At 70.9% G+C, this 12,890-nt stretch carries 13 protein-coding genes; 6 read left to right on the forward strand and 7 right to left on the reverse strand.

What is annotated here, in order from left to right; translation table 11 throughout:
• The first annotated feature begins 263 nt into the window (after nt 1-263).
• The 4 genes from ectA to thpD all read left to right on the forward strand — a co-directional run bounded on the left by ectA (nt 264) and on the right by thpD (nt 3,615).
• The gene (gene ectA, locus ACZ49J_RS10785; RefSeq protein ID WP_467451093.1) at nt 264-824 is read left to right on the forward strand and encodes a diaminobutyrate acetyltransferase; all 561 of its coding nucleotides are present in this window, start codon (nt 264-266) and stop codon (nt 822-824) included.
• Between the two features lie 115 nt (nt 825-939).
• Nucleotides 940-2,211 carry a diaminobutyrate--2-oxoglutarate transaminase gene (gene ectB / locus ACZ49J_RS10790; protein ID WP_467451094.1) on the forward strand — a complete coding sequence of 424 codons (1,272 nt, stop codon included), beginning with the start codon at nt 940-942 and terminating at the stop codon, nt 2,209-2,211.
• Nucleotides 2,212-2,303: 92 nt separating this feature from the next.
• Nucleotides 2,304-2,702: an ectoine synthase gene (locus ACZ49J_RS10795; protein ID WP_467451096.1), complete on the forward strand. Its 399-nt coding sequence runs from the start codon at nt 2,304-2,306 to the stop codon at nt 2,700-2,702.
• Between the two features lie 13 nt (nt 2,703-2,715).
• Nucleotides 2,716-3,615 carry an ectoine hydroxylase gene (gene thpD / locus ACZ49J_RS10800; RefSeq protein WP_467451332.1) on the forward strand — a complete coding sequence of 300 codons (900 nt, stop codon included), beginning with the start codon at nt 2,716-2,718 and terminating at the stop codon, nt 3,613-3,615.
• Between the two features lie 98 nt (nt 3,616-3,713).
• Here the strand turns inward: thpD and ACZ49J_RS10805 are convergent, their stop codons facing one another.
• From ACZ49J_RS10805 to ACZ49J_RS10835, 7 genes are all read right to left on the reverse strand, one after another.
• Nucleotides 3,714-4,745 carry a maleylpyruvate isomerase mycothiol-dependent enzyme family protein gene (locus ACZ49J_RS10805; protein ID WP_467451097.1) on the reverse strand — a complete coding sequence of 344 codons (1,032 nt, stop codon included), beginning with the start codon at nt 4,743-4,745 and terminating at the stop codon, nt 3,714-3,716.
• A 31-nt stretch (nt 4,746-4,776) separates the two neighbouring features.
• Entirely contained in the window at nt 4,777-5,394 is a 618-nt protein-coding gene (locus ACZ49J_RS10810; RefSeq protein WP_467451098.1) for an RNA polymerase sigma factor, read from the reverse strand.
• An 89-nt stretch (nt 5,395-5,483) separates the two neighbouring features.
• Nucleotides 5,484-6,533: an aminotransferase class V-fold PLP-dependent enzyme gene (locus ACZ49J_RS10815; protein ID WP_467451099.1), complete on the reverse strand. Its 1,050-nt coding sequence runs from the start codon at nt 6,531-6,533 to the stop codon at nt 5,484-5,486.
• A 128-nt stretch (nt 6,534-6,661) separates the two neighbouring features.
• Nucleotides 6,662-7,396 carry a DsbA family oxidoreductase gene (locus tag ACZ49J_RS10820; protein ID WP_467451333.1) on the reverse strand — a complete coding sequence of 245 codons (735 nt, stop codon included), beginning with the start codon at nt 7,394-7,396 and terminating at the stop codon, nt 6,662-6,664.
• A gap of 83 nt (nt 7,397-7,479) precedes the next feature.
• Entirely contained in the window at nt 7,480-7,998 is a 519-nt protein-coding gene (locus ACZ49J_RS10825) for a GNAT family N-acetyltransferase (protein WP_467451100.1), read from the reverse strand.
• A gap of 52 nt (nt 7,999-8,050) precedes the next feature.
• Nucleotides 8,051-8,659, reverse strand: coding sequence for a DUF1349 domain-containing protein (locus tag ACZ49J_RS10830; protein WP_467451101.1), 609 nt, complete (start codon nt 8,657-8,659; stop codon nt 8,051-8,053).
• A 169-nt stretch (nt 8,660-8,828) separates the two neighbouring features.
• Nucleotides 8,829-10,358 (reverse strand): aldehyde dehydrogenase (NADP(+)), encoded by a 1,530-nt coding sequence (locus tag ACZ49J_RS10835; protein WP_467451102.1) that lies wholly within the window; start codon nt 10,356-10,358, stop codon nt 8,829-8,831.
• A gap of 147 nt (nt 10,359-10,505) precedes the next feature.
• Between ACZ49J_RS10835 and ACZ49J_RS10840 the strand changes: the two genes are divergently transcribed.
• Both ACZ49J_RS10840 and ACZ49J_RS10845 read left to right on the forward strand, forming a co-directional pair.
• Entirely contained in the window at nt 10,506-11,279 is a 774-nt protein-coding gene (locus ACZ49J_RS10840; protein WP_467451104.1) for an IclR family transcriptional regulator, read from the forward strand.
• A gap of 143 nt (nt 11,280-11,422) precedes the next feature.
• Nucleotides 11,423-12,877 carry a peptidoglycan D,D-transpeptidase FtsI family protein gene (locus ACZ49J_RS10845; RefSeq protein WP_467451106.1) on the forward strand — a complete coding sequence of 485 codons (1,455 nt, stop codon included), beginning with the start codon at nt 11,423-11,425 and terminating at the stop codon, nt 12,875-12,877.
• Nucleotides 12,878-12,890 lie beyond the last annotated feature (13 nt).

Genomic DNA, 12,890 nt, shown 5'->3' on the forward strand with positions numbered 1-12,890 from the left:
ATTCTTCTGCCCGCTTTTCCGGCAGCTAAACGCGTAGGTTTCGCGAACGCCAACCGGTGTAATTCGGGTAGATCTCGTGAGAGTTACGCTCATGTGACCGACCCCACAGAGCGCCCCGTTCATCCCGGAATATCCGGGCAAAACACCAGCTTTCGCCGCCCTCTCACGCGGCCGCACACGCGCGCGAGATAACACAAAAAGGCCGCTCACGTAACCCCCAGCCCCGATGCAATTTCAACTTTCGCTGGGTAAATTCAATTGGCATGACTGCCGCACAAGCAGACCTGCCGAACCTGACGGACCTGCCGGCGGAATTCCTGGAAATGCCGGAGGGGCTGCGGATCGACCGTCCCGACGTGGCGGACGGTGCCGCGCTCTGGCGCCTGGCCCGGGACTCCCGCACTCTCGACCTGAACTCCTCGTACAGCTACCTGCTGTGGTGCCGTGACTTCGCCGCCACCTCCGCGGTGGCGCGGGACACGCGGGACGGCCGGCCCGTCGGCTTCGTCACCGGATACATCCGGCCCGAGCGTCCGGACACCCTCCTCGTGTGGCAGGTGGCCGTCGACGCCTCCCAACGGGGCCGCGGGGTCGCCGCCGCACTGCTGGACGGGCTGACCCTCCAGGTCGCCCGGCAGCACCGGCTGACGACCGTCGAGACCACCATCACACCGGGCAACACCGCTTCGGAGCGCCTGTTCGCCTCGTACGCCGCGCGGCACGGGGCCACCGTCGAGCGCGACGTCCTGTTCGAGGCGGGACAGTTCCCGGACGGCGGGCACGAGCCGGAGGTCCTCCACCGCATCGGCCCGCTGTCCGTGTGACGTCCGTGTGATCCACCGAAACAGCCTGTCCCCCACTCCCCCTCACTCCGCCCGAGACCAGCCAACCCGATCCCTCACTCCTGCAGTCCCCCCACGCATCGAGGAGCGATTCGCCGTGACCATCACCCAGCCCGACCTGAGCGTCTTCGAGACCCTGGAGTCGGAGGTGCGCAGCTACTGCCGCGGCTGGCCCACCGTCTTCGACCGCGCGCAGGGCAGCCGCATGTACGACGAGGACGGCCATGAGTACCTGGACTTCTTCGCGGGCGCCGGATCACTCAACTACGGCCACAACAACCCCGTACTGAAACGCGCGCTGATCGACTACCTGGAGCGCGACGGCGTCACCCACGGGCTCGACATGTCGACGACCGCCAAACGCGCCTTCCTCGAGGCGTTCCAGAACCTGGTGCTGCGCCCGCGCGACCTGCCGTACAAGGTCATGTTCCCGGGCCCGACCGGCACCAACGCCGTGGAGTCCGCGCTGAAGCTGGCGCGGAAGGTCAAGGGGCGGGAGGCGATCGTCTCCTTCACCAACGCCTTCCACGGGATGTCGCTCGGCTCGCTCGCCGTGACCGGCAACGCCTTCAAGCGCGCCGGTGCCGGGATTCCGCTCGTGCACGGCACGCCCATGCCGTTCGACAACTACTTCGACGGCCAGGTCCCGGACTTCCTGTGGTTCGAGCGGATCCTGGAGGACCAGGGCTCCGGGCTCAACAAGCCGGCCGCGGTGATCGTCGAGACCGTGCAGGGCGAGGGCGGCATCAACGTCGCGCGCCCCGAGTGGCTGCGCGCCCTCGCCGACCTGTGCGAGCGGCAGGACATGCTGCTGATCGTCGACGACATCCAGATGGGCTGCGGGCGGACCGGTGCCTTCTTCTCCTTCGAGGAGGCCGGCATCACCCCCGACATCGTCACGGTGTCCAAGTCGATCAGCGGTTACGGACTGCCCATGTCCCTGTGCCTGTTCAAGCCCGAGCTCGACATCTGGGAGCCCGGCGAGCACAACGGCACCTTCCGCGGCAACAACCCCGCGTTCGTGACGGCCGCCGCGACGCTGGAGACGTACTGGGCCGACGGCTCCGCCATGGAGAAGCAGACCCGCAAGCGCGGCGAGCAGGTCGAGCAGGCCCTGGCCGCCATCGCCGAGGAGCACCCCGCCGAGGTCAAGGAGTACCGCGGGCGCGGCCTGGTGTGGGGCATGGAGTTCCACGACAAGGACCGCGCGAACCGGATCGCGAAGCGCGCCTTCGAACTCGGCCTGCTCGTCGAGACGTCCGGCCCCGAGAGCGAGGTCGTCAAGCTGCTCCCCGCGCTCACCATCACGCCGGACGAGCTGGACGAGGGGCTGCGCACCCTGGCCCGCGCCGCCCGCGAGACCGCCTGAGCCGCACAGCCGCATCCGCACAAGCCACATCCCACACAAGCCACATCCCGTACATCAACACCCCGACAACACCAAGGAGGCGTCACCGCACCGTGATCGTCCGTTCTTTCAAGGAGCTCGAGGGCACCGACCGGCACGTCAAGGCCGCGTCCGGTACCTGGGAGAGCAAACGCATCGTCCTCGCCAAGGAGAAGGTCGGCTTCTCACTGCACGAGACGGTCCTGTACGCGGGTACGGAGACCTCGATGTGGTACGCGAACCACATCGAGGCCGTCGTGTGCGTCGAGGGCGAGGCCGAGCTCACCGACGACGAGACCGGGCGCAAGTACACGATCACGCCCGGGACCATGTACCTCCTCGACGGGCACGAGCGGCACACGATGCGGATCAAGAAGGACTTCCGCTGCATCTGTGTCTTCAATCCCCCCGTGACCGGACGGGAGGACCACGACGAGAACGGCGTCTACCCGCTGCTGACCGAGGAGGCCTGAACCCATCATGACCATGACACCCACGCCCACCGCCGTAACCGACCTCTATCCCAGCCGCGGCGCCGCGGAGGTGTCCGTCCCGCGCCAGGACCCGGTCGTCTGGGGCGCGCCCAACACGCCCGGCCCGATCTCGCTCACCGACCTCCAGTCGTACGAGCGGGACGGCTTCCTCGCCATCGAGGAACTCATCAACGACGAGGAAGTCGCGCTGTACCGCGCCGAGTTGGAGCGGCTCGTCACGGACCCGGAGATCCGCGCCGACGAGCGCTCGATCATCGAGCCGAAGTCGAAGGAGATCCGTTCCGTCTTCGAGGTGCACAAGATCAGCGAGGTGTTCGCGAACCTCGTGCGCGACGAGCGCGTCGTCGGGCGGGCGCGGCAGATCCTCGGCTCGGACGTGTACGTCCACCAGTCGCGGATCAACGTCAAGCCGGGCTTCGGGGCCAGCGGCTTCTACTGGCACTCCGACTTCGAGACCTGGCACGCCGAGGACGGTCTGCCGAACATGCGCACCGTGTCCGTCTCGATCGCGCTGACCGAGAACTACGACACCAACGGCGGTCTCATGATCATGCCGGGGTCGCACCGGACGTTCCTCGGGTGTGCGGGGGCCACACCGAAGGACAACTACAAGAAGTCCCTCCAGATGCAGGACGCCGGCACCCCGTCCGACGAGGCGCTGACCGCCATGGCCAGTGAGTACGGCATCAAGCTGTTCACGGGCAAGGCCGGTTCGGCGACCTGGTTCGACTGCAACTGCATGCACGGCTCCGGCGACAACATCACGCCGTTCCCGCGCAGCAACGTGTTCATCGTGTTCAACAGCGTGGAGAACGCGGCGGTGGAGCCGTTCGCGGCGCCGGTGCGCAGGCCCGAGTTCATCGGGGCGAGGGACTTCACCCCCGTGAGGTGACCCACGCGGTACGGCGGAACGGGCCCGGTGCCTCCTTGTGAGGTGCCGGGCCCGCCCGCGTCGGCCGGCCGGGGAGGTGGGTCATGCTGCCCCGGCGGTCACAGCCAGGACATGGCCGCCGCCGTCTCCAGTACATTCCGTACGGCGCCCTCGTCGCCCGTGGCGCCGCGCGGTACCGCGTCCGGCGCGTACCGGCCGCCGAGGAGCAGGCAGAAGTCGACCGGGTCGAGGACGAGTTCGGCCTGCACCGGCTCGTCCTCGGAGCCGATGACCCACTGGGCCTCGGGCTCCGCGCCCGCCATCGCCAGCAGGACCGGCGGCGCGCCGCTGAGGGCCAGGCCGAGGACCCGGACGGCCAGGCGGACCAGCAGCCACAGGTGCTCGTCGGGCGGCGGCGGGACGGGCAGGCCGAGGGCGCGGCCAAGATCGTCGGTGTGGATCCAGGTCTCGAAGGCGCGCACGAGGAAGTGGTCGGCGACGGGCAGGCGGAGGCCCATCAGTGTGGTGGCGTGCGCGGCGCGCACGGTGTCGTGGGCCTCGGGTGTGGCCAGCAGGTCGGCGGCCTGCGCGGCCCACGCCGCGACGGTGTCCCCGGGGGCGCGCGCGAGCTCGTGAGCGATCACGTCGGCGGTGCGCGCGTTCCAGGCGTCCTCCCAGGGGGTGCCCTCGGGGACCGGCGAGGCGGGGACGCGCGGGTCGAGGCCCAGACGCAGGGCGAGCGGCTCGTCCGCGGCGAGGAGGTGGGCGACGGTCGCGTGTGCGTTCCAGTCGTGCACGACGGGTGTCGCCCAGCGGCCCTCCAGCTCCCGCACCAGTGCCTGGAGCCCCGCGACGGCCGCGGCGTAGGGAGCGGCGTGCGGGGCGACGCGTGCGGGGCCGGGGCGAGCGCGCAGCGCGGCGGCGAGCACACCGGCGGCGCCGCCGGCCGCGCCGCTTCCGGCGCCGTTCAGCCGGGGGGCGGTCAGGGGCCCGTCCAGCAGGCGCACGGTGTCCCTGAGCCGCTCGGCCTCCGCCGCGCAGGACTCGCACTCGGCCAGGTGCAGCGGCACGGTCTTCTCCTCGCCGGGCAGCAGCGCGCCGACGGCCCATGCGGCCAGCAGCTCCCGTACGCCGTCGTGGTCCGTGGCCATCACACGCCTCCTTCCGCTGCCCGTACCACCATCATGCGCCCCTCGCCTGCGCCGGGTCGGGCGGGTCCGCCAGGGACTCCGCGAGTTTCCGCAGCGCGCTGCGCAGCCGGGTCTTCGCGGTTCCCTCGGGTATGCCCAGCTCGACGGCGGCCTGCCGGTAGGTGCGTCCCGCGAAGTAGGCGAGGTGCACGACCTCCCGCTGGGGCTGCGGGAGCTCGGCGAGGGCGGAGTGCAGCAGCAGCGAGCGCTCGCGGTCGACGACCGCCTCGTCGGGCCGCGGCCCGGCGTCGGGGATGGCCTGCAGCGCCGAGTCGTCGGCGCGGGCGTCCTTTCGGTGCCGGGCCTCGCTGCGCACCCAGTCCACGGCCCGCCGGTGGGCGACCGTGGACAGCCAGGTGCGCAGCGAGCCCCGGCGCGCGTCGAAGGCGTACGGCCTGCTCCACAACTGCGCGAAGACCTCCTGTGCCACGTCCTCGGCGGCGGCCGGGCTGCCCGTGACCCGTACGGCCACCGCCCGGACGAGCCCGCCGTACGCGTCGTACGCCTCGTTCAGCGCGGACTCGTCCCCGTACACCAGCCGCCGATGCAGCTCCGCATCGGCGGGAACGCGCGCGGTCTTCTCGGCCGCCTGCTCCACCGGCACCATCACCTCCGTGATGCCTTCCTAGCGTCCCTGCGGGGTCCGCGCCAGTGGGTCGGCCGGATAGGGCCGTCGCGCCGGCCGGACCCCGCCGGGGATCAGCCGGAGAGGACGTCGAGGAGCCGGTCGACGTCGGCAGGCGTGTTGTACAAGTGGAAGGCCGCCCTCAAGTGGCCCGCGCGGTCGGAGACCTCGACTCCGGCACGACTCAATTCCGCCTGTCGGTGGCCCAGTCCGGGCACCGAGACGATGGGTGAGCCGGGCGCGGGGACGGGGGCGTGGCCGAGGGCGCGGAGCCCCGCCAGGAAGCGTTCGGCCAGGGCGAGGTCGTGCTGCCGGATGCGCTCCACGCCCAGTTCCTCGACGAGTTCGAGTGAGGTCCGGGCGCCCGCGTACGAGAACAGCGCGGGGCTCTCGTCGAACCGGCGGGCGGAGTGGGCGAGTTCCTGGACCGGGCCGTAGCAGCTGTCCCACGGCTTCTCCCCCGCGACCCAGCCGGCGAAGACGGGGGTGAGTCCGCCGAGGTCCTCCGGGACGACCAGGAAGGCCGCGCCGCGCGGGCAGACGAGCCACTTGAAGGCGACGGAGGAGACGTAGTCGTACGCGTCCGCGTCGAGGGGCAGCCAGCCGGCCGCCTGGGAGGCGTCGACGTACGTCCGCGCGCCGTGGGTGCGCGCGGCCTCGCGGATCGCGTCCAGGTCGGCGATCCGGCCGTCGGCGGACTGGGCGGCGCTGACCGCGACGAGCGCGGTGCCCGGCCGCACCGACTCGGCGATCCGCTCCAGCGGGACCGCGCGCACCTTCAGGTCGCCGCGGATGTGGAAGGGGTTCACCACGGAGGTGAAGTCGGCCTCGGCGGTGAGGACCTCGGCGCCCTCGGGCAGCGAGGCGGCGATGAGCCCGCTGTAGACGGCGACGGAGGCCCCGGCCGCGACCCGGCTGCCGGGAACCCCGAGCAGCCGGGCGAAGCAGGCGCGCACCGCTTCCACGTCGGCGAACATGTCCGTGGGTTTGCCGGCCGCGGCGGACTCCACGGCGACCCGCATGGCGTCCACCGTGCGGGCGGGCAGCAGCCCGGTGCTCGCGGTGTTCAGATAGGTGTTCTTCGGGGCGAACTCGGCGCGTACGAGGCTCTCGAAGGTCTCCATGGCTCCACTGTGCGGCCCAGGGGACTCCTCGTCCATTGAGATGTTTTGCGTGTTTGCCCTAAGCGATGCTTATGCATGGCCCGTGACCTGGGCCGTCGCGCCCCGAGGACAACCGGACCCCGACGGCGCTACTCGGAGACCGCCGGCGGCACCGCGCACCCGTCAGGGCCGCACGCCTCCCCCGAGGCGGCGTCCTCGTCCTGGACGAGCCGCAGCGGGGGCCGCGAACCCCACGCCTCACTCAGAGCCCGGCTGAACACCTCGGCGGGCTGAGCCCCCGACACCCCGTACTTGCGGTCGAGGACGAAGAAGGGCACACCGTTCGCACCGAGCTGCGCCGCCTCGCGCTCGTCGGCGCGCACCTCGTCGGCGTACGCCGTCGGATCGGCGAGGACCTCGCGGACGTCGTCCGCGTCGAGGCCGGCCTCGACGGCGAGTTCGACGAGGTAGGCGTCCGCGTCGGCGAAGAGGGACCGCTCCTCGGCGAAGTTCGCCCGGTAGAGGATCTGGAGCAGCGCGTCCTGCCTGCCCCGCTCCTTGGCGAAGTGGAGGAGGCGGTGCAGGTCGAGGGTGCTGCCGTGGTCGCGGCCCTCGGTGCGGTACGCCAGTCCCTCGGCGGCGGCCTGGGCGCCCAGGTTCTCCTCCCCCGCCCGTGCCTGCGCCTCGCTCATCCCGTACTTCTGGCTCAGCATCGTCAGGACGGGCTCGATGTCGCCCTTGGCGCGGTGCGGGTCGAGCTCGAAGGAACGGTGCACCACCTCGACCTGGTCGCGGTGCGGGAAGGCCGCCAGCGCCTTCTCGAAGCGGGCCTTGCCCACGTAGCACCAGGGGCATGCGATGTCTGACCAGATCTCGACGCGCATCGTGGCAGCTCTCTCCAGGTCGTACGGGTCCACGGGGACGGAGCCTCCCTCCGCCGCGTAGATGAACGTTCAAGCAGCAGCGTTCATTCCCCGGGTACGGACAGGCGCAGGTACAGGTGATGGTCCCCTTCGGCGGGCGGGTTCCGCGGGTCGGGGGTCCAGCCGTGCCGGGCGTAGAAGGCCTGGGCCCGTCTGTTGTGGACATGCACGTCGAGGACGGCCGTGCGCCGGCCGTCGGCCTGCCACTGCTCGACGCAGGCCGCGTGCAGCTCCGCTCCGATGCCGCGCCGCCAGTGGTCCGGGTCGACATGGAACTGGAAGAGCTTGACCGATTCCGGCGGAGCGGCGGCGGGCGTGCGGAACGAGGCCACGGCGACGACGCGGCCGTGTTCGACGGCGCACAGCACATGCCCGTCCGGCCGCTCGATGGCGTCCAGCCAGCGGGCGGCCCAGTCGGTGCCGGGGTCGGGCAGGCCGTCGGGGTAGTACGTCGAGCGTGCGCGTCCGTGCAGGTCGGCGATGATCCGGGCCTCGGCGGGCAACGCGGTCCTGATCACGCGCGCTCCGGTCACGCGGTCACGGTTCACACGAACTTCGATCATGCAGCGGAGGACGTGCCCTTCCCCGTGGCGGTTCCCCCCGTACGGCTGATCCTCAGCTGCCGTCGCGCAGCCCGTCCGGCCAGGCGTCGCGGTACTCGATGTGGTCGAAGGTGACCACGCAGCCCTCGCCCACCGGCGACTGGGTCATGAACCCGACGAGCGCCGCCGACGTGGGCCCTTCGTGCCCCAGGGTGAACAGCCGGACGAAGGTCCACTTCCTGCCGTCGCGGGAGGCGTGGAAGGCGAAGGCCCGGCCGGTGCGGCTGACCCGGAGCCAGACGGAACTCCCCTGCACGGTGAAGGAGTTGGCGTCGTCGGAGTGACCGCGGGTGACGACCGTGCAGACCGTGGGCACGTCCGGCGAGTACTCCAGGCACAGCTTCGCCCAGTCCCGGGGGCCCACCTGGACGTAGAGGGCGCCCGCGTCGAAGGAGGCCGCGAAGCCCACCGTGACGCGGGCGATCAGCTGGAAGTCCCCTTCCGGCTCACCGAGCAGCCGCGGCGCGTCCGACGCGGGCTCCAGCGCCTCCCCGGTGGGCGGCACGAACCGGTCCTCCCGGGCTCCCGCCCACCCGCTGAGCACGTCGTCCTCGTGGGACCAGTGCCCGTCGGGACCATAGGTGCGCAAGGGAAAGGGGAGTTCGGGAATTTTCACGTCCATTGGGAGAGTGTCCCAGGTCCAGTACGCGGGTGCGGTACCGCGCCCCTTTCAGGGGCGCGGGGCTGTATTGGACATGCGGCTCCGCCGCGTGGGCGCGAGCAACCACGGACAACCAGCAGCCGCCAACGAACCCCGCACCCCCACGGCGCTCCCGCAACAAAAGCCCGTACTACCGCTCCAGCCGCCCGTTGAACCGCCGCGGCAGTCCCAGGGGGTTGTCGTCCCGAAGCTCCGGCGGCAGCAGCGCCTCCGGCGCACCCTGATACGCGACTGGCCGCAGCCACCGCTCGATCGCGGTCCCACCCACCGACGTGGACGTCGACGTCGTAGCCGGGTAGGGACCACCATGGTGCTGGGCCGGAGCCACAGCCACACCCGTGGGCCAGCCGTTCACCAGCACACGCCCGGCGAGCGGCGTCAGCTCGGCGAGGATCTCGGCCCCCCGGCCCTCCCCCGCGGCCTCGGCGTCCGACAGGTGGACCGTCGCCGTGAGGTTGCCCGGCAGACGCGACAGCACCGCGGTCGCCTCGGCCTCGTCCTCGTAGCGCGCCACGACCGTGAGCGGCCCGAAGCACTCCTCCAGCAGCAGGTCGTGCTCACCCTCCGCGGCCAGCCTGCTCGCGGGGACGGTCAGGAAGCCGGGGCTCACCGTGTGCTCGCCGCCCGCGCCCGCGGTGACCGGCGACTCCACGTCGGGCAGTTCGGTCCGCTCCGCGACGCCGGCGATGAAGTTGTCCCGCATGCGGTGGTCCAGCAGGACCCCGGAGTCGACGTCGCTCACGGCGTCGGTGAGCGACTTCAGGAGCCGGTCACCGGCCGCGCCGGCCGGCGCCAGCACCAGTCCCGGCTTCACACAGAACTGGCCCACGCCCAGCGTCATCGAGCCCGCGAGCCCGGCCCCGATGGCCTCGGCACGCTCGGTGGCCGCGGCCTCGGTGATCACGACGGGGTTCAGGGAGCCCAGCTCGCCGTGGAACGGGATCGGCACCGGACGCGCGGCCGCCGCGTCGAACAGGGCACGGCCACCCCGTACGGAACCGGTGAAGCCGGCCGCCGCGACCAGCGGGTGCTTGATCAGCTCGATGCCCGCCTCGAAGCCGTGCACGAGACCGACGACACCGGCCGGGATGTCGTGCTCGGCGGCGGCCCGGCGCAGCGCGGCCGCGACCATCTCGGACAGCGCCGGGTGGTCGGGGTGGGCCTTGACGACGACGGGGCAGCCCGCGGCGAGCGCGCTCGCGGTGTCGCCGCCCGCGACGGAGAAGGCGAACGGGAAGTTGGAGGCGGAGTAGACGGCCACGACGCCCAGCGGCACCTTGTAGCGGCGCAGGTCCGGGATCGGCGGGGTCGCGGTGTCGTCGGGGTGGTTGATCACCACGTCGAGGAAGGCGCCCTCGTCGACGATGTCCGCGAAGGCCCGCAACTGGAAGCAGGTGCGGGCGAGTTCTCCGGTGAGCCGGACCGGGCCGAGCGCGGTCTCCGCGTCCGCGGCCTCGACGAGGTGGTCCTTGGCCGCCTGGAGCTGCTCGGCGGCGGAGCGCAGGAACGCGGCGCGTACCGTACGGTCCGCGAGGGCGCCGCGCGCGGCGTGGGCGGCGCGGACGGCCTCGTCCACCTCCTGGGCTGTGGCCTCCACCGCAACCTGTTCACGCTGCTTCCCGGTTCGGGGGTCGACACTCCAGACTGGTGCTGCTGCCACCGCGGGTCCCTCCACATTGATGTGCCGCATTTGCTCTGCCGCAGTTGTGATGCCATTCACCAGGGACGTTCGATATGCTGAACGCTGTCTCTGATGATGAATATGCTGTTGGAGACTATTTCCGGTCGGACGAAGGGGTCAAGGGCGATGTCGGCAGCCGAGACTGGCGGCGGGGCACAGGTCAAGTCCGCCGTACGCACCGTGGAACTGCTCGAGTATTTCGCCGGCCGCCCCGGAATGCACTCCCTCGCCGCCGTACAGGAGGCCGTGGGCTACCCCAAGTCCAGCCTCTACATGCTGCTGCGCACCCTCGTCGACCTCGGCTGGGTCGAGACGGACGCGACGGGCACACGGTACGGCATCGGGGTGCGGGCACTGCTGGTCGGCACCTCGTACATCGACGGCGACGAGGTGGTGGCCGTGGCCCGCCCGACGCTGGACCGGCTCTCGGACGACACGACGGAGACGATCCACCTGGCGCGGCTCGACGGCACGAACGTCGTCTACCTCGCGACCCGCCAGTCCCAGCACTATCTGCGGCCCTTCACGCGTGTGGGCCGGCGCCTGCCCGCCCATTCGACCTCGCTCGGCAAGGCCCTGCTCGCCACCCACACCGACGAGCAGGTCCGCAAGTTGCTCCCGGAGACGCTCCCCGCCTTGACGGAGCACACGATCACCGACCGGGAGAAGCTGATCGAGGAGCTCCACCAGGTCCGCGAGCAGGGCTTCGCCGTCGACCGCGAGGAGAACACCCTGGGGCTGCGCTGCTTCGGCGTGGCGATCCCGTACCGCACGCCCGCCCGTGACGCCATCAGCTGCTCGGTGCCGGTGGCGCGCCTCACTCCCGCCCACGAGCAGATGGTGAAGGACGCCCTCTTCGACGCCCGCGACCGGCTGACGCTCGCCACCCGCAGACTCTGACCCGCTAGCCGTGCCCTCATGAGGGGACGCCCGAGAAGACGCGATCTCGAAAACGCGATCAAGAAGACGCGATCATGAAGGGACGATGAGAAAACCCTCGGAAGGGAACAACTGATCCCATCCCGCTCGTCTTTCCGGGCGGCATGAACAAGACGATCAGGCGGACCGCCGTCTTCGTGCTGCTGCTGGTGTTCTCCCTGCTGATCAGGGCGACCTGGGTGCAGTTCTACGAGGGCCGGGCGCTCGCGGACAACAAGGACAACCGGCGGCTCGTGATGGAGCAGTACGCACAGCCGCTCGGGAACATCATCGTGGCCGGCGAAGCGATCACCGGCTCGAAGCGGACCACGGGCAGCGACCTCGCGTACCAGCGCACGTACAAGGACGGCGCGCTGTACGCGGCCGTGACCGGCTACAGCTCGCAGGTGTACGGGGCGACGCAGCTGGAGGGCATCTACCGTGACCTCCTCGACGGCACCGACACACAGCTGAAGAACCCGCTGGACGTCATCACCAACAAGCGCGCGGCGCCCGGCGACGTGGTCACGACCATCGACCCGGACGTGCAGAAGGCCGCCTACGAGGCGCTCGGCGACAAGAAGGGCGCGGCCGTCGCCATCGACCCGTCGAGCGGGAAGATCCTCGGGGTGGTGTCCACGCCGTCGTACGACCCTGGCACGATCAGCGGCACAGGCGACGGTGCGGCCTGGAAGAAGCTCACCGAGGACCCCGACAAGCCGCTGGTCAACCGCGCGCTCCGGCAGCCGCTGCCGCCGGGGTCCACGTTCAAGCTGGTCGTCGCGGCCGCCGCGCTGGAGGACGGGCTGTACGCGTCGGTGGACGAGCGGACCGACAGCCCGGACCCGTACACGCTCCCCCTGACCAACCGCGAGCTGTCGAACGAGAACCCGAGCGCGCCCTGTGAGAACGCCTCGATCCGGGTGGCCCTGCAGTACTCGTGCAACAACGTCTTCGCGAAGATGGCCGTCGACCTGGGCCAGGACAAGGTGCGGGCGATGGCGGAGAAGTTCGGCTTCGACGACGCGACGCAGGACGTGCCGGTGCGGGCGTACGAGAGCGTGTACCCGAAGGACATGGACAAGGCGCAGACGGCCCTGTCGGGCATCGGCCAGTTCGATGTGACCGCGACCCCGCTCCAGATGGCCATGGTGTCGGCGGCGATAGCCAACGGCGGCAAGCTGGTCTCGCCGCACATGGTGTCCCAGACCAGTGACGCCGAGGGCAATGTGATCGAGGACTACGACAGCAAGGCCTCCACCAAGGAGATCGTCAGCTCTGCGACGGCCGAGCAGCTCCAGTCCGCCATGCAGACCGTCGTCGAGGAGGGCACCGGGACGAACGCGCGGATCTCCGGGGCCACCGTCGGCGGCAAGACCGGTACGGCCCAGCACGGCGAGAACAACAGCCAGACGCCGTACGCCTGGTTCACCTCGTACGCGAAGTCGGACGCGACCGGCAAGGAGGTCGCCGTCGCGGTGATCGTCGAACAGTCCGACGCGGCCCGCTCGGAGGTCAGCGGCAACGGGCTGGCGGCACCGGTGGCGAAGGCGATGATGCGGGCGGCGCTGAAGAATTGAGCGCACGGAGTGA

Source organism: Streptomyces sp. NPDC030840 (genome assembly GCF_055572015.1).

Excerpts from the sequence above, each read along its gene's own strand:
- ACZ49J_RS10825 (WP_467451100.1), bottom strand. The coding sequence starts at position 7,998 with ATGATCGAAGTTCGTGTGAACCGTGACCGCGTGACCGGAGCGCGCGTG.
- ACZ49J_RS10840 (WP_467451104.1), top strand. The coding sequence starts at position 10,506 with ATGTCGGCAGCCGAGACTGGCGGCGGGGCACAGGTCAAGTCCGCCGTA.
- ACZ49J_RS10820 (WP_467451333.1), bottom strand. The coding sequence starts at position 7,396 with ATGCGCGTCGAGATCTGGTCAGACATCGCATGCCCCTGGTGCTACGTG.
- ACZ49J_RS10815 (WP_467451099.1), bottom strand. The coding sequence starts at position 6,533 with ATGGAGACCTTCGAGAGCCTCGTACGCGCCGAGTTCGCCCCGAAGAAC.
- ACZ49J_RS10805 (WP_467451097.1), bottom strand. The coding sequence starts at position 4,745 with ATGGCCACGGACCACGACGGCGTACGGGAGCTGCTGGCCGCATGGGCC.
- ACZ49J_RS10845 (WP_467451106.1), top strand. The coding sequence starts at position 11,423 with ATGAACAAGACGATCAGGCGGACCGCCGTCTTCGTGCTGCTGCTGGTG.
- thpD (WP_467451332.1), top strand. The coding sequence starts at position 2,716 with ATGACACCCACGCCCACCGCCGTAACCGACCTCTATCCCAGCCGCGGC.
- ectA (WP_467451093.1), top strand. The coding sequence starts at position 264 with ATGACTGCCGCACAAGCAGACCTGCCGAACCTGACGGACCTGCCGGCG.
- ACZ49J_RS10830 (WP_467451101.1), bottom strand. The coding sequence starts at position 8,659 with ATGGACGTGAAAATTCCCGAACTCCCCTTTCCCTTGCGCACCTATGGT.